This is a genomic window from Streptomyces sp. NPDC058619 (genome assembly GCF_042717785.1).
In the GTDB taxonomy this organism is placed as follows: domain Bacteria; phylum Actinomycetota; class Actinomycetes; order Streptomycetales; family Streptomycetaceae; genus Streptomyces.
The window spans coordinates 34,932-54,458 of record NZ_JBHXQN010000042.1; the positions used below are offsets into that span (position 1 = coordinate 34,932).

Annotated in this window: 17 protein-coding genes; 8 read left to right on the top strand and 9 right to left on the bottom strand. The window is 74.6% G+C overall.

From position 1 onward, the window contains the following. Window positions 1–90 precede the first annotated feature (90 nt). From ACFWTC_RS29310 to ACFWTC_RS29320, 3 genes are all read left to right on the top strand, one after another. Window positions 91–3,318: a BTAD domain-containing putative transcriptional regulator gene (locus ACFWTC_RS29310; protein WP_383921626.1), complete on the top strand. Its 3,228-nt coding sequence runs from the start codon at window positions 91–93 to the stop codon at window positions 3,316–3,318. Between the two features lie 230 nt (window positions 3,319–3,548). Next, window positions 3,549–3,719 (top strand): hypothetical protein, encoded by a 171-nt coding sequence (locus tag ACFWTC_RS29315; protein WP_383921623.1) that lies wholly within the window; start codon window positions 3,549–3,551, stop codon window positions 3,717–3,719. A gap of 217 nt (window positions 3,720–3,936) precedes the next feature. Next, complete coding sequence (locus tag ACFWTC_RS29320; RefSeq protein ID WP_383921620.1) at window positions 3,937–4,701, top strand: class I SAM-dependent methyltransferase; 765 nt, start codon at window positions 3,937–3,939, stop codon at window positions 4,699–4,701. A gap of 88 nt (window positions 4,702–4,789) precedes the next feature. Here ACFWTC_RS29320 and ACFWTC_RS29325 read toward each other — a convergent pair whose 3' ends face one another. Both ACFWTC_RS29325 and ACFWTC_RS29330 read right to left on the bottom strand, forming a co-directional pair. Next, window positions 4,790–6,040: an esterase/lipase family protein gene (locus tag ACFWTC_RS29325; protein ID WP_383921617.1), complete on the bottom strand. Its 1,251-nt coding sequence runs from the start codon at window positions 6,038–6,040 to the stop codon at window positions 4,790–4,792. A gap of 230 nt (window positions 6,041–6,270) precedes the next feature. Then, entirely contained in the window at window positions 6,271–8,169 is a 1,899-nt protein-coding gene (locus ACFWTC_RS29330) for a FadD3 family acyl-CoA ligase (RefSeq protein WP_383921615.1), read from the bottom strand. 90 nt (window positions 8,170–8,259) lie between these two features. Between ACFWTC_RS29330 and ACFWTC_RS29335 the strand changes: the two genes are divergently transcribed. The 3 genes from ACFWTC_RS29335 to ACFWTC_RS29345 all read left to right on the top strand — a co-directional run bounded on the left by ACFWTC_RS29335 (window position 8,260) and on the right by ACFWTC_RS29345 (window position 10,718). Continuing rightward, the gene (locus ACFWTC_RS29335; RefSeq protein WP_384028505.1) at window positions 8,260–9,411 is read left to right on the top strand and encodes a lipid-transfer protein; all 1,152 of its coding nucleotides are present in this window, start codon (window positions 8,260–8,262) and stop codon (window positions 9,409–9,411) included. 108 nt (window positions 9,412–9,519) lie between these two features. Beyond that, window positions 9,520–9,945, top strand: a complete 426-nt coding sequence (locus ACFWTC_RS29340) for a Zn-ribbon domain-containing OB-fold protein (protein ID WP_383921698.1) — start codon at window positions 9,520–9,522, stop codon at window positions 9,943–9,945. Next, entirely contained in the window at window positions 9,942–10,718 is a 777-nt protein-coding gene (locus tag ACFWTC_RS29345) for an enoyl-CoA hydratase/isomerase family protein (RefSeq protein ID WP_383921610.1), read from the top strand. The genes ACFWTC_RS29340 and ACFWTC_RS29345 overlap by 4 nt, the downstream gene beginning before the upstream one ends. Window positions 10,719–10,792: 74 nt before the next feature. Here the strand turns inward: ACFWTC_RS29345 and ACFWTC_RS29350 are convergent, their stop codons facing one another. After that, complete coding sequence (locus tag ACFWTC_RS29350) at window positions 10,793–11,389, bottom strand: hypothetical protein (RefSeq protein ID WP_384028503.1); 597 nt, start codon at window positions 11,387–11,389, stop codon at window positions 10,793–10,795. A gap of 168 nt (window positions 11,390–11,557) precedes the next feature. Here ACFWTC_RS29350 and ACFWTC_RS29355 point away from each other — a divergent pair, with 168 nt between their 5' ends. After that, entirely contained in the window at window positions 11,558–12,223 is a 666-nt protein-coding gene (locus ACFWTC_RS29355; protein ID WP_383921605.1) for a hypothetical protein, read from the top strand. A gap of 109 nt (window positions 12,224–12,332) precedes the next feature. Here the strand turns inward: ACFWTC_RS29355 and ACFWTC_RS29360 are convergent, their stop codons facing one another. From ACFWTC_RS29360 to ACFWTC_RS29370, 3 genes are all read right to left on the bottom strand, one after another. Further along, window positions 12,333–12,830: a peptidylprolyl isomerase gene (locus ACFWTC_RS29360; protein WP_383921602.1), complete on the bottom strand. Its 498-nt coding sequence runs from the start codon at window positions 12,828–12,830 to the stop codon at window positions 12,333–12,335. Between the two features lie 56 nt (window positions 12,831–12,886). After that, window positions 12,887–15,280 (bottom strand): PQQ-binding-like beta-propeller repeat protein, encoded by a 2,394-nt coding sequence (locus tag ACFWTC_RS29365; RefSeq protein ID WP_383921599.1) that lies wholly within the window; start codon window positions 15,278–15,280, stop codon window positions 12,887–12,889. A gap of 183 nt (window positions 15,281–15,463) precedes the next feature. After that, window positions 15,464–16,258, bottom strand: a complete 795-nt coding sequence (locus ACFWTC_RS29370; protein WP_384028501.1) for a VOC family protein — start codon at window positions 16,256–16,258, stop codon at window positions 15,464–15,466. 334 nt (window positions 16,259–16,592) lie between these two features. On the opposite strand from ACFWTC_RS29370, the gene ACFWTC_RS29375 reads away from it, so the two are divergent. Continuing rightward, complete coding sequence (locus ACFWTC_RS29375; RefSeq protein WP_383921593.1) at window positions 16,593–17,240, top strand: TetR family transcriptional regulator; 648 nt, start codon at window positions 16,593–16,595, stop codon at window positions 17,238–17,240. Between the two features lie 59 nt (window positions 17,241–17,299). Here the strand turns inward: ACFWTC_RS29375 and ACFWTC_RS29380 are convergent, their stop codons facing one another. The 3 genes from ACFWTC_RS29380 to ACFWTC_RS29390 all read right to left on the bottom strand — a co-directional run bounded on the left by ACFWTC_RS29380 (window position 17,300) and on the right by ACFWTC_RS29390 (window position 19,360). Beyond that, window positions 17,300–17,785, bottom strand: coding sequence for a nitroreductase family deazaflavin-dependent oxidoreductase (locus tag ACFWTC_RS29380; RefSeq protein WP_383921590.1), 486 nt, complete (start codon window positions 17,783–17,785; stop codon window positions 17,300–17,302). Continuing rightward, window positions 17,785–18,987 carry an acyl-CoA dehydrogenase family protein gene (locus ACFWTC_RS29385; RefSeq protein WP_383921587.1) on the bottom strand — a complete coding sequence of 401 codons (1,203 nt, stop codon included), beginning with the start codon at window positions 18,985–18,987 and terminating at the stop codon, window positions 17,785–17,787. The genes ACFWTC_RS29380 and ACFWTC_RS29385 overlap by 1 nt, the downstream gene beginning before the upstream one ends. A 106-nt stretch (window positions 18,988–19,093) precedes the next feature. Continuing rightward, window positions 19,094–19,360: a hypothetical protein gene (locus ACFWTC_RS29390; protein ID WP_383921584.1), complete on the bottom strand. Its 267-nt coding sequence runs from the start codon at window positions 19,358–19,360 to the stop codon at window positions 19,094–19,096. Window positions 19,361–19,527: the final 167 nt, after the last annotated feature.

A 19,527-nucleotide genomic window follows, 5' to 3' on the forward strand; every position in this document is an offset into this window, starting at 1 on the left:
GGACGCGGATCGGCACGTGACGGGCTGACGTGTGCGCGCGACACAGGGCAGACTGGCCCTTACAACCACGGAAGGCAGGGGGGACGACAGATGGACGGCGTACCGGCCATCCCGCAGCCGCGGAACCACCCCGAGGCGGCCCGGACCGGCTCCGCGGGCACCAGCCCCGCGGCCACCGGCGCCGGGGCCACGGCCGTCGGCGCCGGGACCACGGCCGCCGCCACCCACGCCGCCGCCCGTTCCCAAGCCACCCGGCCCGCAGTCGGCAGAGCCCGCCCCGCCGGTTCCGGCCCCGCGACGGCCGGAGCGGGCCCCGCCACGCCCGCCGGAGGCCCCGCCGCCCACGCCGCCACCGCCCCCGGAACCGGCGCCGCCGCTCCCGAGGCCCCCCCAACCCCTGTCCCCGGGTCCCGGTTCGCCGTCCTCGGCCCCGTCCGGGCCTGGCGCGGCGCCGAGGCGCTGCCCTCCGGTACCCCCCAGCAGCGCGCCCTGCTCGCCGCGCTCCTGCTCCGCGACGGCCGCACCGCCACCGCGCCCGAGCTGATCGACGCCATCTGGGGCGATGACCCGCCCCAGCAGGCCCTCGCCACCATCCGTACGTACGCCTCCCGCCTCCGCAAGGTCCTCGACCCCGGGCTGCTCGTCACCGAGTCCGGCGGCTACGCCATCCGCCTGCGCTCCACCGCCACCCTCGACCTCGGCGTGGCCCGCGCCCTGGCCGCCGAAGCCGAGACGGCCCGTACCGCCGGGGACCGCGGCCTCGCCCGTACGCTGCTGGCCCGCGCCCTGGACCTGTGGGACGGCGAGCCCCTCGCCGCGGTCCCCGGGCCGCACGCGGAGACCGAGCGGACCCGGCTCGCGGAATGGCGGCTCCAGCTCGTGGAGACCCGGCTCGACCTCGACCTAGAGGTCGGCCAGCACGCCGAGGCGGTGTCCGAGCTCACCGCGCTGACCGCCGCGCACCCGCTGCGCGAGCGCCTGCGCGAGCTGCTGATGCTCGCCCTCTACCGCAGCGGCCGCCAGGCCGAGGCCCTCGCCGTGTACGCCGACACCCGCCGGCTCCTCGCCGACGAGCTCGGCGTCGACCCCTGCTCCGAGCTCTCCGCGCTCCAGCAGCGCATCCTCAACGCCGACGCCGACCTCGCCCGCGCCGAGGACCCGGCGCCCGCAGCGGCGTCCGTCCAGGTAAGGCCCGCCCAGTTGCCCGCCACCGTCGCCGACTTCACCGGCCGCAGCAGCTTCGTCGACGAACTCGGCAGCATCCTGTCCGGCACCGCCGGCGCGGGCCAGGTCATGGCCGTCTCCGCGCTCGCCGGGATCGGCGGCGTCGGCAAGACCACCCTCGCCGTGCACGTGGCCCACGCCGCCCGCCCGCACTTCCCCGACGGCCAGCTGTACGTCGACCTCCAGGGCACCGAGCCGCGCCCCGCCGAACCCGTCGCCGTCCTCGGCTCCTTCCTGCGCGCGCTCGGCACCCCCGACACCGCCATCCCCGACTCCCCCGCCGAGCGGGCCGCGCTCTACCGCTCGACCCTCGACGGCCGCCGCGTCCTGGTCCTCCTCGACAACGCCCGCGACGCAGCCCAGGTCCGCCCGCTGCTGCCCGGCACCGCGGGCTGCGCCGCGCTCGTCACCAGCCGCGTCCGCATGGCGGGCCTCGCCGGAGCCCACCTCGTCGACCTCGACGTGATGAGCCCCGAGGAGGCCCTCCAGCTGTTCACCCGGATCGTCGGCGCCGAGCGCGTCGGCGCCGAACGCCAGGCCGCCCTCGACGTGGTCGGCGCCTGCGGCTTCCTGCCGCTCGCCATCCGCATCGCGGCCTCCCGGCTCGCCGCCCGCCGCACCTGGACCGTGTCCGTCCTCGCCGCGAAGCTCGCCGACGAGCGCCGCCGCCTCGACGAGCTCCAGGCCGGCGACCTCGCCGTCAAGGCCACGTTCGAGCTGGGCTACGGCCAGCTGGAGCCCGCCCAGCAGCGCGCCTTCCGCCTCCTGGGCCTCGCCGACGGCCCCGACATCTCCCTCGCCGCCTCCGCCGCCGTCCTCGACCTGCCCGAGCAGGACACCGAGGACCTCCTGGAGGCTTTAGTCGACTGCTCCCTGCTCGAATCCGCCGCTCCCGGCCGCTACCGCTTCCACGACCTCGTACGCCTCTACGCGCGTGCGTGCGCCGAGCGCGACGAGCAGCCCCCGAGCGGACGCGAGGCCGCCCTCGACCGGCTGCTGGACTTCTACCTGGCCACCGCCTCCGGGGTGTACGCCCTGGAGCGCCCCGGCGACCGGCTGCCCGCGCACCTGTCCGCCACCCGCCACCCCGGGCTGGTCTTCACCGATCCGCGCGCCGCGCTGGACTGGCTGTACGCCGAGGCCGACCCGCTGCTGGCCTGCGTCCGGCAGGGCGCCGTACGCCAGGACCGCGACGGGACGCGGGTCCTGCGCCGGGCCGTGGACCTGCTGTGGGCGGCCAAGGACCTCGCCGAGTCCGGCGCCAACTCCAAGCAGTACGAGTCGGCCGCGACCGCCCTGCGCGACGCCGCGCACGGCGCCGGCGACCCCCGCGCCGAGGGCCGGGCCCGCACCACCCTCACCAACACCCACCTCGTCGCCGGCCGGTTCGCCGAGGCGGACGAGGAGGCCCGGCAGGCCACCGCGCTCGCCCGCGCGGCCGGCGACCCGCTGCCCAGCTGCTGGGCGCCCAACGACCGCGGGATCATCGCCCTCTACCAGGGCCGCCACGCGGACGGCGAGCGCTACCTGCTGGAGGCCATAGAGAACTTCCGCGCCGACGGCAACCACATCGGCGAGGCGAGCGCCCTGTGCAACCTCTCCCGCATCCACGTGGAGCTGGGCCGCCTGACGAGCGCGATCGACCTCGCCCGGCAGGGCATCGCCGTCTACGACCGGATGGGCCTGACCCTGCGCCTGGCCAACGGCCGCTACGCGCTGGGCATCGCGCTCACCCAGGCGGGCCGGCTCGGCGAGGCCCTGGCACAGCTCACCGAGGCACTGTCGCTGTTCCACGACAACCGCCAGCCCCTGTGGGAGGGCGTGACGCACTTCCGGCTCGCCGAGGCCCATCTGGCCGCGCGCCGGCCGACGCTGGCCGCCTCGCACGCCGAGCAGGCCATCGCGCTGCGCGGGATCGGCGGGGAGTGGCGCCGGGCCACCGTGCTGACGGTGCTGGGCAAGGCGCTGCTGCGGCTGGGCCAGTCGGACCGGGCGCGGGCCTGCTGGCGGGACGCCGAGGCGGTCTTCGAACAGCTGGACTCCGCGGAGCTGTCCGAGGTACGGGCGCTGCTGGACCCCGAGATCGCCGCCTGACCGGGCCGGCGCCTGACCGGTCCGGCGCCGGACCCGTACGCCCGGAAGCGGCCCTGACCTGCGCCGCCGGGCGATGAACGGGACGTTCATCGTTCGTTTATCGCCGCCCGGCACGATTAGTGCATCGACCCGCCGCGCCGGGGGGACTGGAGGGTCGGTTGGAGGACCACCCGTTCGGCGGTCCGCGGGGGAATCGCCGAACGGGCCCTACCCACCCATCAGGAGATCCGATGACGACGAACGAGAACATCGTGCCGCTCGACAACCACGCCTCGGGCGTCGAGATCAAGCCGCTGGAGAGGCCCGCGGCACAGCCCGCGGAGGTACCGCTCGACGGTAGCCAGCCCGCGGAGGAGCAGATCCAGACGCTGGACAACCACGCGTCCGGCCCCCGCCCGTAACCCGGGCGGACACGGCACGCGGCACGAGAGCTTAAGAGGACTTACGGGGGACAACGGGGGGGGACGGCGGTCGCGGTGGCCCGGAGGGGGAGCCATCGCGACCGCCGCACGCCCATGTCCGGACCCGGATGCGGGCGGCCGGCGGCATCCCGCGTACGGACGGCGCCGGTCCGGGTCACAGGACCCGCCGGGCAGGGCCGGTCACTACGCTGGGGGGGTGTTCACCTCCCAGGGGCCGAGCGTCCGCGAACTCGCCGTGCAGGCGTTTTCCTCCGTCGAGCGCGGTTACGACCTCCTCGCGCCGAAGTTCGACCACACCCCCTTCCGCACCCCCGACCGGATGCTCGACGCCGTCGAGGAGGCCCTCGCCGCGCGGGAGGGCTCCTTCGGCGCCGGGCTGGACCTCTGCTGCGGGACAGGCGCCGCGATCGGCATGCTGCGCCGGCTCTGCCGGGAGCGGGTGACCGGGGTCGACCTCAGTGCGGGCATGCTGGCGCAGGCCCGGCGGGCGCATCCGGACGAGCGGGTGGACTTCGTACGGGCCGACGCGCTGGCGCTGCCGTCAGGGCTCGGGGACGCGTACGACCTGGCGGTGAGCTTCGGGGCCTTCGGACACTTCCTGCCGGCCGAGCGGCCGGCTCTCTTCGCCGGGGTGCACGGCGCGCTCCGCCCGGGCGGCCTGTTCGCCTTCCCGATCGGCGCGCCGATCCCGCTCCGCCACCCCGCGTGGTGGGCGCTGGCGGGCTTCGACGCGGCGATGCGGGTGCGCAACGCCCTTTGGCGGCCGCCGTTCGTCATGTACTACCGGACGTTCCCCCTGGGCCCGGTCCGCGCCGACCTGGAGGCGGCGGGCTTCACCGTGGAGACGGCCCCGCTGGAACCCTTCGGCCGCCTCCCCGGCGGCGCCCCGCGCTGGCGCCTCGTCCTGGCCCGGAAACCGGCCGGCCGGGGGTGTGGTGAAAGCGCTGGTCACCACCCCTAGATGAAGGCGGCGACCAGCACGGTCGCGACCACGGTCGCCGGGCCCGCTCCGGTTGCGGACGCGGTCCGCGGGCACCGGCATCGTGGCCTTAGCCGAGGTTCTCGATCTGCTCGACGATCCAGCCACCGAGTTCCGCGGTCATCAGGGTGTGCGGCTGGTTCTGCGAGGCGAGCCGGAAGTCGTCGAGTTCGCTCGACTCCGGCGCGAGGCCGTGGATGTCGACGTACAGGTCGGCGTCGGTGGTCACGTCGCGGACGGCGACGGCACTGACGGAGGGCACGAACGCGTGGTGCCGGATGGGGGCGTTGGTCTTGAACCCGAGGAACGGGGGCAGCTCGTTGAGCTTGTCGGCCAGGATGCCGAAGCCCTCCAGAGTGCCGCCGGGGGCCCCGTCGATCTCGGGCAGGCCGTCGGTCCGCACCTCCTTGGCCGGCGGCGGGGTCACCAGCCGCAGGTTCGCGACGAGCTGGTTGTCGCCGCTGCGCTGCGCGTAGAGGTGGGTTCCCAGGATGGTCAGGCCCTTGCCCTCGACCGCGTGGCCGCCGGGCTTGATGCCGTTGCCCTGACCGGTCGCGACGCCGTTGGCGACGCCGATCTTCAGGGGGATCGCGGGCCAGTTGCCCATCCGGTCCAGCTCGGCGAGGAGCTGTTCGCGCAGTTCGTCCTGGCGGGGCTTGCCGTCCCACTCCTCGATGTGGAGGGCCAGCAGCTGCCGGGCGGCCGGGCTGTTGATCTGGTTCGAGAAGCCGTCGTTGAGCTTCCGCGAGTAGTGCGCGAACGCCTGGAGGCCGAGGGGGATCCAGGCGCCGCGGTGCGGGGTGTCGTACGACCAGTAGAGGCCGGTCTGGTGGTCGATCCGCTCGTGCTCCATCTTGGTGAGGGCGTAGCGGGTGACGAGGCCGCCCATGCTGAAGCCGCCGACGGCGAGCCGGTGGTCACCCTCCCGCGTGGCGACGGCCTGGAGGATCGCTGCGATCACGGTGTCCGCGTTCCGCTGGATCGCGGCGCTGCGCTCGTGGAAGCCGAGGACGATCAGGTCGTGCCCGCGGCGGCGCAGCTCACTGAAGAAGGCGTACTGCCCCCAGTCCAGGCCCTGCCACAGCATCTCGATGCTGCTCGGCCCCACGTTGAAGCCGTCGGCGGCGATCACGGGCCTGGTCAGCCGGTTGCTGCCCTCGGCGTAGTACACCCAGGCGGTACCGCCCGGCAGCTCCCAGATGTCGTTCGGGGTTGGCGGGGTCTGGGTGGGCGGCTCCTTGGGACCGGGGGCCAGGATGATGGGCGCGGCGGCGGAGAAGGCCTCGCGGATCTGCTGCTCGGTGGCCTGCGGCTCGCTCATGGACGGGTCCTTCCGTCGGGCAATCACAGTGAGTGTCCATGTGGACACGCAGAGTATGCCGCAATCCCGTGCGGATGGTGCGGACGGGTGGGACCGGAGAGGGCGGCGGCGCCCGCGACGACCCCACGAAACCGTCGACGCTTTCACCCGTCCGGATGCCCCTGGCACACGGCCGCGTAGCGGACGGTGGAGCACGCCGGGCCCCTGGGAGCAGCACTGTCACCACACCCCTAGACCGCCGCCCCCGGGTCCCGGCGGGTGCGGAGTTCCCGTTTGAGGACCTTGCCGCTCGCGTTGCGGGGCAGTTCGGCGACGAACTCCACGGCGCGCGGGACCTTGTAGTTGGCCATCTCGCGCCGGGACCAGGCGATCAGGTCGTCGGAGGTGAGGGTGGAGCCGGGGCGGCGGACGGCGTACGCCTTGCCGACCTCGCCGAGGCGCGGGTCGGGCACGCCGACCACCGCGACGTCCGCGATGTCCGGGTGGAGGCCGAGGAGCTGCTCGATCTCGGCGGGGTAGGCGTTGAAGCCGCCGACGATGAACATGTCCTTGATCCGGTCGGTGATGCGCAGGTTCCCGCCCCTGTCCAGGACTCCGACGTCGCCGGTGCGCAGCCAGCCCTCGGGGGTGACGGCCGCCGCCGTCTCGGCGGCGTCCTCGAAGTAGCCCCGCATGACGTGGTGTCCGCGTACCCACACCTCACCCGCCGTCCCGGCGGGCTGCGGCGTGCCGTCGGGGCCGGCGATGCGCAGCTCGGTGCCGGGGATGGGCCGGCCGGAGGTTTCGGCGATGACGCGGGCCGGGTCGGCGCGGCGGCACATGGTGACGATGCCGCTGGCCTCGGAGAGCCCGTAGGCGGTGAGGACGGTGGCGATGTGCAGCTCGCCGCGGAGCCGTTCGACGAGCTGGAGCGGGACCACGGCCGCTCCGGTGACGACGAGGCGCAGGGCGGACAGGTCGTGGTGGTCGCGCTGGGGGTGGTCGAGGAGCGACTGGTGGAGGGTGGGCGGCCCGGGGAGCACGGATATCCGCTCGGCGGCGACGTTGGCGAGGACGGTGTCCACGTTGAAGACGGGCTGCGGGATCATCGTGGCCCCACGCATCAGGCAGGCGATGATCCCGGCCTTGTAGCCGAAGGTGTGGAAGAAGGGGTTCACGATCAGATAGCGGTCGCCCTCGCGCAGTCCGGCGAGCTCGCTCCAGACGGCGTAGCAGCGCAGGGACTGGGCGTGGGTGATGACGGCGCCCTTGGGGCTGCCGGTGGTGCCGGAGGTGAAGATGATGTCGGAGGGGGCGTCGGAGGGGATTGCCTCGGCGCGCTCGCGGACGGCTTCGGCGCTCACGGTGTCCCCGCCCGCGAGGAAGTCCTTCCAGGTGCGGAAGGAGTCGGGGGCGTCGTCGGCGAGGACCACGACCTGTTCCAGGTGCGGCAGCCCGGGCAGCGGCCCGGCGCCGGGGCCGTCGGCGGCGGCGCGGCGCAGGGAGGCGACGTACGAGGTGCCGAGGAAGGTGCCGGTGACGAAGAGCAGCCGGGCGCGGCTGCGCCGGAGGACGTACGCGGCTTCGGCGCCCTTGAAGCGGGTGTTCAGGGGGACGAGCACGGCGCCCGCCGAGACGGCACCGAGGGCGGAGACGATCCATTCGAGGGTGTTGGGCGCCCAGACGGCGACCCGGTCGCCGGGCTCGACCCCGGCGGCGGCGCAGGCGGCCGCGGCGCGCTCGACGCGTTCGCCGAGCTGGGCGTAGCTGATCCGCGTGCGGCCGTCGACGACGGCCTCGCGGTCGGCGTACCGGGCGGCGGACTCCCTGACCAGCCGCGCGATGCTGCCCCAGCGCAGGTCGCCCCGCGGATCCCCGCCGGGGCCGCCGTCGTGCCCGTCAGGACCTGCGGCGGCCTCGCCCGAGCCCCCGTTGTCGCGGCCCGGACCCGCGCCGGCCTCGCCCCGGCCGCCGGTGGCCCCGGTGGGCCGGGTGGGCCGAGCCAGTCCCGCGCGGGGGTCCCGGGCGGCGGGTCCGCGCGGGGGCGCGCCCGGGTCTTCGTACCGGTCTTCGCGCAGGCCGTCGCGCGGGCCGTCACGCAGGCCGTCGCTCGGGCCCCCGTGCAGCTCTTCGTTCGCGCCCTCGTCCATCGTCCGCCCTCCCCGACACCAGTAGCTGACTATCCGTCAGATTAGCTGTAGCCTTCGCGGCTGTCAGTACTGGTGCACCCGGAGGTGGCGATGGCGGCAACGCTCAAGGACGCTACGGCGATAGTCGGCATCGGCCAGACCGCCTTTGCCAGACAACTGCCGCAGTCCGAGAAGGAACTGGCCTGCCGGGCCATTCTGGCGGCACTGGCCGACGCGGGCATGGATCCCGCCGAGGTCGACGCGTTCTCCTCGTACACCATGGAGGAGACCGACGAGGTCGAGGTGGCCAAGGCCATCGGCGCCGGTGACGTCACCTTCTTCTCCAAGATCGGCTACGGCGGCGGCGGTTCCTGCGCCACCGTCGGCCACCTCGCGGCCGCCGTCGCCACCGGCCAGGCCTCCGTCGGCGTCGCCTGGCGCTCGCGCAAGCGCGGCTCCGGGCCGCGCCCCTGGAAGAACACCGCCGTCCAGCTGCCCACCCCCGGGCAGTGGACCCGGCCCTTCGGCCTGCTGCGCCCCGCCGACGAGATCGGCATGCTGGCCCGCCGCTACATGCACGAGTACGGCGCCACCCGCGACCACCTCTTCAACGTGGCGATGGCCTGCCGCAACCGGGCCAACGAGAACCCGGCCGCGATGATGTACGAGCGCCCGCTGACCCGCGAGATGTACATGACCTCCCGCATGATCAGCGACCCGCTCTGCCTCTTCGACAACTGCCTGGAGACCGACGGCGCGCTGGCCTGCGTGATCGTCTCCGCCGAACGCGCCCGTGACTGCCGCCAGAAGCCCGTCTACGTCCACTCCGCCGCCCAGGGCCTGCCCGCCCAGCACCACGGGATGGTCAACTACTGGAACGACGACCCGCTGACCGGGCCCGCCTGGACGGCCGCCCGGCACCTGTGGAAGCAGGCCGACTTCGGCCCGCAGGACGTGGACGTCGCCCAGATCTACGACGCCTTCACCCCGCTCATCCCGCTCTCCCTGGAGGGCTACGGCTTCTGCGGGCGCGGCGAGGGCGCCGCCTTCACCGAGGGCAGCGCGCTGGAGATGGGCGGCCGGCTCCCGATCAACACCGGGGGCGGCGGGCTGAGCGAGGCCTACGTCCACGGCTTCAACCTGATCAACGAGGGCGTCAAGCAGCTGCGCGGCACCTCCACCGCCCAGGTGCCGGACGCCGCGACCTGCCTGGTGACGGCGGGCGAGGGTGTCCCGACGTCCGCGATCCTGCTGAGAGCCTGAAGGAGCCGACCCATGACCGCGCCCCAGACCACCCCCGTGACCACGCCCGTGCCGGGAACGGGCTCCCCGCCCGCTCTGCCCACCCCGCCCGCCCCGGCCGCCGACGCGCTGCTGCTCCCCGTGCCCGACGAGGACGGCGCGCCCTTCTGGGAGTACGCCGCCCGGGGCGAGCTCCGCGTCCAGGCCTGCGCCGACTGCGGAAGGCTCCGCTTCCCGCCCCGCCCCTGCTGCCCGCACTGCCGGTCCTTCGCGAGCGAGTGGCGGCCGATGAGCGGCCGCGGCCGCATCTGGTCCTACGTACGCCCGTACCCGCCGCTGCTGCCCGCGTACGCCGCGCAGGCCCCGTACAACGTGATCCTCGTGGAGCTCGCCGACGCCCCGCACATCCGGCTGGCCGGCAACCTCGTCACCTCCGCCGACGCCCCGCTGGACTCGGTGGACCCGGCGCGGCTGCGCATCGGGGCGCGCGTCCAGGTGGTGTTCACCGGGACGGGCGCGATGGCCGTGCCGCGCTGGGTCCTGGAGAAGCCGTGACGCTGCGGGTGGAGCGCGACGCGTCCACCGGGGTCGCGGTCGTCACCCTGGACCGGGAGCGCCGGCACAACGCCGTCGACCTGGAGACGGCCGCCGAACTGACCGCGGTGTGGCAGGAGTTCCGCTTCGACGACGCGGTCCGGGCCGTCGTGCTGACGGGCGCGGGGACGGCCGCGTTCTGCACCGGCATCGACCGGGGCGTGGACGTGCCGCAGCCGGGGTCCCCGTACTCGGTGGACGATCCCCTGGTGGCGATCGGCCCCAAGGCGGGCGACCTGTGGAAACCGGTGGTCGCCGCCGTCAACGGCATGGCGTGCGGCGGGGCCTTCTACCTGCTGGGCGAATCGGAGTTCATCGTCTCCTCCGAGAGCGCGACGTTCTTCGACCCGCACACCGCCTACGGCATGGTCAGCGCGTACGAGGCCGTCTACATGGCGCAGCGGATGCCCTTCGGGGAGGCCGCCCGGATGTCCCTGATGGGCACGGCCGAACGGCTCTCCGCCCGGCGGGCGTACGAGATCGGCCTCGTCTCGGAGCTGACGGCGCCCGAGGAGCTGCTTCCGGCGGCGCTCCGGTCGGCGCAGACCCTGGCCGGCTTCCCGACGGAGGCCGTGCAGGGCACCGTACGGGCGCTGTGGTCCGCGAAGCGGGCCGCGCTCCGGCAGGCCCTGGACCAGGCGCCGGCGCTGATCACGCTCGGGAACCTGGCGCCGGAGCGGCAGGCGGAGCTGTTCGCCTCCCGGCGGCCGGGAGGGGAGTACCGGCTGCGCTGACCGCCGGCACGGGCACGGCAGGGCCGGGCCGAGTGGGGCCGGGCCGGGCCGAGTGGGGCCGGGCCTTCCGGGGTTCAGGAGCGCCGCTTGGTGGCCCTCGGCTTGGGCTTCGACGTGGACCCGCTCGTGGAGCCGCCCGAGGACGAGGTGGGCGCGGGGCTGCCGGTGGCGGACGCCGAGGAGGACACGACGGAGACCGAGCCGGTCCGGCAGGTCTTGACCTCGGCGGCGCGCGCCGGCTCCTTGAGGGCGACGTCGACCGTGCCGCTCGCGCGTGCCTCCAGGGTCACCCGGGCGGTGCTCGCCTCCAGGACGGAGCCGGAGGCGGTCTCCCGGTACAGCTCCACCTCGAAGGTGGCTCGGCGCTCGAGCCGGGAGGTCACCCTGACCGTGGTGATCGGCGGGGTCGCGGCGGCGCAGGAGACGACCACGGCCGTGGCCGGGTCGCCGCTCGGGCTCGCGGACGGCGTGGCGCTCGCGGAGCTGCCGCTGCCACCGCTTCCGCTCCCGCTGTGCGTCTTCTTCTTGCTGCTCTTGGAACTGGAGCAGCCGCCACCACTGCTCTTGCTCTTCCCGCTGCTGCCGCTCCCGCCGGTCGACGAGAAACCGGTCAGCGCGAAGACGACGGTGATGAGCACGGCCGTGAGCCGCGTACGACGTCCAGCCATCATGGCCAAACCCCTCCCCCTGGACAACGGCGGGTCACGGTACCAGCCACCCGCCCGGCGCAGACCGTCCGCACGGCATCTCCGCAACCCCGGCGCCCCGCTCCGCCCGCGTGCGGCGGTGGCTGCCCGGGCGTAGCGTCGGTACGGGGCCGCTCTCCGGAAGGGCCTGGCATGATCCGCAACGCACTCGGTTCGCTGCTGGGGCTGATCGGCGCGGCCGCCGCCGTCTGGAGCCCGTTCCGTGCCTGGTACGGAAGCCGCCAGGGGCGCGACTACCGCGTCGAGGAGTTGTTCTCCGGCGCCGGCATCACCGACGACGGGGCCCCGCTGTTCGGGTCGATCCTGCTGCCCTTCCTCATCGCCGCCCTCCTCGCGCTGGTCGCGGTCGTGCTCCGGTCGCGGCTGCTCATGGGGCTGGCGGGGGTCGTCGTCCTCGGGTTCGCCGTGCTGTGGATGGTCCGCCAGGGCCAGGCCCAGGACGGCCTCTCCGTCGGCGGTGACGGGCAGGGCCTCGGGGACGGCCTCGCCAACGCCTTCGGCGGAGGCGCGCTGCTGCTCCTGGGCGCGGCCGTGATGAGCGGCCGCCCCTCCCGCCGCCGTCGCCACGCGGACGCGCCCGCCGGCCGGGACGAGGCACCGAACGGAACCCCGTACCCGCCGTCCCACCAGGACCCGCGCGCGTACCCGCCCGCCCACCAGGACCCGGACGGCTCCCCGCGCGAGACCTACCCGCCGGAACCCACGGACACCAGAGGCTCCACGGGCCCGGCAGACCCCTCAGGCCCCACAGGCCCCACCGGCTGGGGCCCGAGACCTCCCAAGGACCAGCAGCCGTAAACCCGTCCGCCCCGCCCCCATGAGCCCCGCCCCGCCACCCCGCGCCGGTAACGGCGGCGGCCCCGCCCCCCGTGAGGGGGCGGGGCCGGCCGGCACGGGGGTGCGGGGGTCAGGCGGCGTCGACGACGCCCGAGGCCGCGATCTCGACCTTGCCCTTGGGGGCACCGGACTGGGAGCCCAGGGCCTCGATCTGGTCGACCAGCGCCTGGCCCTCGACGACCTCGCCGAAGACGACGTGCTTGTTGTCGAGCCAGGAGGTGACGACGGTGGTGATGAAGAACTGCGAGCCGTTGGTGTTGCGGCCGGCGTTCGCCATCGACAGCAGGTACGGGCGGTCGTGCTTCAGCGTGAAGTTCTCGTCCTCGAACTTCTCGCCGTAGATGCTCTTGCCGCCGGTGCCGTTGTGGTTGGTGAAGTCACCGCCCTGCAGCATGAACTGGGGGATGACGCGGTGGAAGCCGGAGCCCTCGTAGCCGTAGCCGTTCTGGCCGGTGGCCAGCTCGCGGAAGTTGCGCGCGGTCTTCGGGACGACCTCGTCGAAGAGGTTGAAGACGATGCGGCCCGCGGGGGCGCCGTTGATGGTGATGTCGAAGAAAACGTTGCTCATGGGGTCCATCCTGTCACTCCCGGTGCGTTCCGCTACCGGGAGGGGGCCGAGTCGCGTCAGCCCGCCGTACGGGTTCCGGTGCCCTTCGCCGCGTCAAGGGCGTACACACAGCGGTCCTTGCTGCACGCGTAGACCACGCCCGCCTCCGCCACCGGGGCGCCCGTGATCTCGCCGCCCGTGGCCAGTTTCCAGCGGAGCTGGCCGCCCGCCGCGTCCAGTGTGTAGAGGCAGTGGTCGGCCGATCCGAAGTGCACCCGGCCGTCCGCGACCGCCGGGAGGCCGGTGATCTCGCCACCCGCCGCGAAGCGCCACTTCGGGGTGCCGGTGACCGCGTCGAGGGTGTACAGCGCGCTGCCCGCCCCGAGGTGCACGTTGCCGTTCGCCACCAGCACCGGGTCCGCGGAGGACCGTGACTCCGTCGCGATCCGCCAGCGGTCCTTGCCGGTGGCCGCGTCGAGGGCGTAGACGGTGCCGAGGTAGTCGGCGAGGTAGACGCCGCCGCCGGTCACCGCGGGCCCCGGCGCGAACGCGGGGGCGGCCAGGAACACCGCCGGGGCCTCGAAGTGCCAGCGGACCCGCCCCGAGGACCGGTCCACGGACAGCACCCGGGTGCCGGCGCTGACGTAGACGTTGCCGTCGGGGGCGGGGGTGACCCGTACGGGCACGTTCCCGCAGGCGGCCGCGTCGCCGACGGGGTACGACCAGGACTCACGGCCGCTGCGGGCGTCCACGGCGCGCAGCCGGGCGTCCTGCCACACGTACACGGTGCCGTCGTGGAGGACGGGGGCCGCCTCCGGGGTCTCGAAGTCGGTCTGGGCGCCGGACAGCTCCCACAGCCGCTGCCCGGTGGACGCCTCCCAGCCCTGTACGCCGCCGCCGCGCGTGGCGGTGACGACGGTGCCGCGCTCCGCGCTCAGGGCGTACACCCAGGCCTCGGTGGACAGCCGCCACCGCTCCGAGCCGTCGGTGGCGTCGAGCGCGTACAGGGAGGGGCCGTCGGAGGCGTGGATGCGGCCCTCGGAGACGGCCATGGACCAGGCCACGTCGCGGGTCTTGAACTGGCGGCGGCCGCTGGCCACGTCCAGGGCGTGGACCTCGAAGGAGGTCACGTACAGCAGGTCGCCCGCCACGGTGGGGGTGCCCCACACCTCGTTGGACATGCGGAAGCGCCACGGGCGCCAGCGGCCGCTGTCCGGGGCCGGAGCGGGGTTCGGCACGGCTCCCACCACGGAGGGGGCCGCGGTGGCGCCGCCGGGCGGGCGGATCCAGCCGGTGGCCGAGTCCGCGGCACCGGCCTGCCGGGCGGGGGCCGCCGCGGTCGCGCGCGGCCCGGGCCCGATCGGCACCGGGGACCCGCCGAGCCGTACGGGCTCACCGGACGGCACCGGGGCCATCGGCGGGTGGTGGGGGCGCTGCGGGACGGCGTGCCCGGTGCGCGGGTCCACCCACGGCTCGGCGCCGCGCGGCCGGCGGTGCGTAGCGGCCCCGGAATCCGGGCCGCGGGAGCCGCCGGGGCGGGGCGCGGGGGCGCGGACCACGGCGGCGGGGGGCGTGCGGTTGCCCGACCGGCGGGCCTCGATCATCGCGACGACCCGCTCGGGCAGCCACGCCGAGGCGGTGCCGCTGTCGTCACCGCCGTCGAAGAGGTGCGGGGCGAGCTGCGCCTGGAGGTCGGCGGGGGTCGGCCGCTGGGTGGCGTCCATCTGCATGCAGGAGTCGATGAGCGGCCGCAGCTCGTCGGGCAGCCCCTCCAGGTTGGGGCCCTCGCGCAGCAGCATGAAGACCGTCTCCACCGGGTTCGCCCCGTGGTACGGCGGGTGCCCGGTCGCGGCGAAGACGAGGGTGGAGCCGAGCGAGAACACGTCGCTGGCGCCCCGGACGCTGCGCGAGTCCTTCGCCTGCTCCGGCGACATGTACGCCGGGGTGCCGACGGCGACGTTCGTCATCGTCAGCCGGGTGTTGGAGACGCCGCTCGCGATGCCGAAGTCGATCACGCGCGGCCCGTCCTCGACGACGAGCACGTTCGACGGCTTGAGGTCGCGGTGGACGAGGCCGGCGCCGTGGATGGACTGGAGCGCCTCGGCGATCCCGGCGGCGAGCCAGCGCACGCCCTGGGCGGGCATCGGCCCGCACTCGTTGACGATCTCCTCCAGGGAGGGCGCCGGAACGTAGGCGGTGGCCAGCCACGGCACGGCGGCGCGCGGGTCGGCGTCGACGACGGCGGCGGTGTAGAACCCGGAGACGGCGCGGGCGGCCTCGACCTCGCGGGTGAAGCGCACCCGGAACAGCTGGTCCTCGGCGAGCTCGGTGCGCACCGTCTTGATCGCGACCCGCCGTCCGGACGCGGACCGCGCGAGATAGACCAGCCCCATGCCGCCGGCGCCGAGCCGTCCCAGCACCTCGAAGGGGCCGATCCGTCTCGGGTCGTGCTGCGTCAGCTGCTCCACCACTCGCCTCCACACCTCCCCGTACGGGCCCTCGCCGGGTCCGCTTCCACCAGCGCGCGCGAGCCCGGCCCGGGGCCGGGCCCCGTGCAGCGTCTCACCCCCGGGCGCCGCCCGGGGTCGCGCAACCCCGATTCTGTCAGGCCCGCGCCCGGTCCGGCCCCGGGACGGCCCCGGGGCGCCGCGCGGCTAACCCGCGGACCGGGTGCGCGGCTCCGAGAGCAGCCCGAAGACCGCCCCCTGATTGTCGGCGACGACCGCGATCCTCCCGTACGGGGTGTCGAACGGATCGGCGGTGACCCGGCCGCCCAGCCGCTGCACCGCGGCCACGGAGGCGTCGCAGTCCGGTACGGCGAAGTAGGCGAGGAAGTGCGCCGGCATGACCTCCGGGAAGGCGTCGGTGATCAGGCTGCGCCCCATCACGGCGGTGTGCGTGCCGGGCGCGCTGCCGGGCGGGGACCAGATGCGGTACTCGACGCCCGCGTCGTCCTGGTCCTGGGGGACGTAGCCGAAGACCTTGGCGTAGAAGACGTCCACGGCGTCGCGGGCCCGCGTGTAGACCTCGGTCCAGCAGTACGTGTACGGCTCCTGCTGCACGTCGAAGCCGTGGTGGGTACCCGGCTGCCACAACCCGAAGACGGCGCCGCCGGGGTCGGCGGCCAGGGCGGCGGTCCCGTACGGGCCGACGGGCATCGGGTCCATCACCATCTGGCCGCCGGCGGCGCGGATGCGCTGGGCACAGGCGTGGGCGTCGGTCGTGTAGAGGTAGATCCCCCAGACGGTGGGCATGCGGCCGTCGGGCTTGGGGGCGAGGGCGGCGACGTTGCGGCCGCGGCTGTAGGCCTGCGTGTAGTGGCCGTACCGGGCGCCGGCGCCGGCGGCGAAGGTCCACCCGAAGAGCTCACCGTAGAAGCGCTTGCCCGCCTCGACGTCCGGAAGCGAGGCGTCGACCCAGCAGGGTGCGCCTTCCGCGAATGCGGCCATGAGCCCGTTTCCTTCCGTTGTGCGGCGGTTCGTGCCCTCTTCGCCCCTCCCCGCCATGATCCGCCCGAAAACTTGTCCACAGCCTGTTGATAAGACTATTCGGGGGACACCGGCGGGTAACCGGCGGGCGCCGGCTGTGCGCAGGACCCGTACCGGTTCGCACGGGCGGGCACGGGCGGCACGGGGGCCGCTGCGGCCCTCCGGGGCCGCCACCTCGGGCCGAAACCCGGCCCCACGGCCTCTCAGGACCGGCTCCAGCCCTGGCCGGAGGCCTCGTCACCCCATTTGCAGGCGGCCGAATAGCGCCCCGATCACCCCTCGGTAAGCTGACGGCATGACAGGACAAGTACGCACCGTCGACGGGCGTGTCGCCGGCCGGCGCGGCCAGGCGACGCGGCAGAAGCTGCTCGACTGCCTCAGCGAGATGCTCAGCTCCTCGCCGTACCGCGACGTCAAGGTGATCGACGTCGCCCGCAAGGCCGGCACCTCCCCCGCGACCTTCTACCAGTACTTCCCGGACGTCGAGGGCGCCGTCCTGGAGATCGCCGAGCACATGGCCACCGAGGGCGCCCAGTTGACGTCGCTCGTCGAGGGCCGCACCTGGGTCGGCAAGGCCGGGTGGTCGGCGGCTGAGGAACTGGTCGAGGGCTTCCTGGACTTCTGGCGGCGCAACGACGCGATCCTGCGGGTCGTCGACCTCGGCGCGGCCGAGGGCGACAAGCGCTTCTACAAGATCCGCATGAAGATCCTGAACTCCGTCACCAACTCCCTGACGGAGTCGGTGAAGGACCTCCAGGCCAAGGGCAAGGTCGACAAGGACGTCAGCCCCGCGGCGATGGCCGGCTCCCTCGTCGCGATGCTGGCCGCGGTCGCCTCGCACCAGAAGGGGTTCCAGACCTGGGGCGTCAAGCAGACCGAGCTCAAGCCGAACCTGGCACTGCTCGTCCACCTCGGCATCACGGGCAAGAAGCCCACCAAGTAACGGCGGACCCTCCAGGGTCCGCCGTCCCGGGGCGGTCTCGTGCCGCCGCACGCCTGTGATCAGCGACGCTCCAGGCGGAACAGCCGGATCTCGCGCTCGATGCGCGCCTGGTACGCCGCGTACGGCGGCCAGAACACCAGGGCGGCCCGCCACGCCTCCGCCCGCTCCTCCCCCGCCAGCAGCCGGGCCCGTACCGCGATGTCCTGGCCCTTCCAACTCACGTCCGCGTCCGGGTGCTTGAGCAGGTTCCCGGTCCACGCCGGGTGCCCGGGCCGGCCGAAGTTGGAACCGATCAGCAGCCAGGTCGCCCCGCCGTCCTCCGGCATGCAGGCCAGCGGGGTGGTCCGCGGCGCCCCCGTCCTGGCCCCCTTGGCGGTGAGGATCACGCCCGGCAGCATCTGCGCGCTGAGGATGACCCTGCCGCGGGTCAGTTTGTGCACCGCCTTGTCCACGGCGGGGATGAAGTGCGGTGCGACCTTGGCGAACAGCCTGGTCGAGGAGACCTTCTGCATCAGCTTGACGCCGACTCCGGGATCCACAGCCATCAGACGGCCACCTTCTCCTTCTCGGGTTCCGCCCCCGCGGGCGGGTTGAAGAGACCGGCCCGGTGCGCGGCGTGCGCCCGCAGCCGGTGGACCGGGCCGAACAGCAGCTCGTCGGCCGCCGCCCGCTTGAAGTACAGGTGTGCGTCGTGCTCCCAGGTGAAGCCGATGCCCCCGTGAAGCTGGATGGACTCGCCGGCGGTCACCCGCAGGGCCTCCAGGGCCTGGGCGAGGGCGAGTCCGCCCTGCGCCGGGTCCCAGGCGGCGTAGTAGGCGGCCGAGCGGGCCGCCTGCACCTGGACGTAGAGGTCGGCGAGCCGGTGCTTGACCGCCTGGAAGGAGCCGATCGCACGGCCGAACTGCTCGCGCCCGCGCACGTGCTCCACGGTCCGGGCGAGGGCCTGGCCGGCCGCGCCGACCGCCTCGGCGGCGAGCACCGCGGCGGCCGTGCGCCCGGTTGCGGCGAGGGCCGCCGCGACGTCGGCCCCCTCGTCGCCGAGCAGCTGCGCCGGGACGTCCCGCAGCTGGACGGCGGCCTGCGGCCGGGTCTCGTCGAGCACGGCCTGCCGCGCGCGTACGAGGCCGGGCGCGTCCTCCCGTACGAGGAACAGCAGCGTACGGGCGCGCGAAAAGCCGCCGGTGTGGGCGGCGACCAGCAGCACCGACGCGCTGTGGCCGTCGAGCACCTGGGCCGCCTCCCCGTACAGCCGCCAGCCGCCGTCGGTGTCGGCGCGGGCCTGGACCCCGCCCGCCCGGCCGCCGCCGGCCCACTCGCCGTCGGTGTTGTCGCCGGTCAGCCCGAGGGCGGTGGCGAGCACCGGGCCGGGTACGGCGAGGGCGGCCGTCAGCCCGCCTGCGACGAGCGGCGGCAGCAGCGCGGAGCGCTGCGCCCCGGTGCCGAGCGCGGTGATCAGCGGTACGCAGAGCCCGGCGGTGGCGAACAGCGGCGAGGGCAGCAGCACCCGCCCGGCCTCCTCACAGGCCAGGGCCAGGTCGGCGGGGGTACAGCCGACGCCGCCGTACTCCTCGGCGACGGCGAGACCGGGCAGCCCGAGCCGCTGGGCGAGCTGCTGCCACAGCTCGCGGTCGTGTCCGGCGGCGGTGCGGACGGCGGCCTTGACCTCGTCCGGGCCGCAGCGTTTGCCCAGGATTTCGCGCAGGGTGCGGCGTATCTCTTCCTGCTCCGCGGTGAAGGCGGCATCCATCGTCGGGCTCCTCCCCGTATCTGACGGTCCGTCATGCTAGGGCGGCGGAAGCCAGATGCACAGGGGCGGACGCCGGGGGGTTGCCGTCCGGGGCGGGCCGGCGCGGTCAGCGACCGCCCCGGACACGGGCGAACCCGGCGGCCACGAGGGCCGCACAGCCGAGGCCGGTCACGACGGCGTAGCCGAGGACCTCGTGGCCGTCGGGGATGAGGAAGCGCAGGAACCCCAGGAAGCGGACGAAGCCGAACCACTCGTGGAGGAGCCCGGTGCCGCCCGCGACGAGGAGCAGCGCGCCGAGCCCGCCCAGGAAGGCCGCCGGTGAGCTGCCGGACGAGGAGGAAGGGGAGGAAGAGGAGCAGGGTGAAGACGTCATGCACCGACGGTAGGAGTCGGGGCCCGCGCCCGCATCGCACTTCCGGCGCGAACGGCCACAACGAAAGAGAACACCGCCCGGCACGGCGCCCACCCAGCCACCCGGGCGGCCCGCGCCCGGGCGGCCCGCGCCCGGGCGGCCCGCGCCCGGGCGGCCCGCGCCCGGGC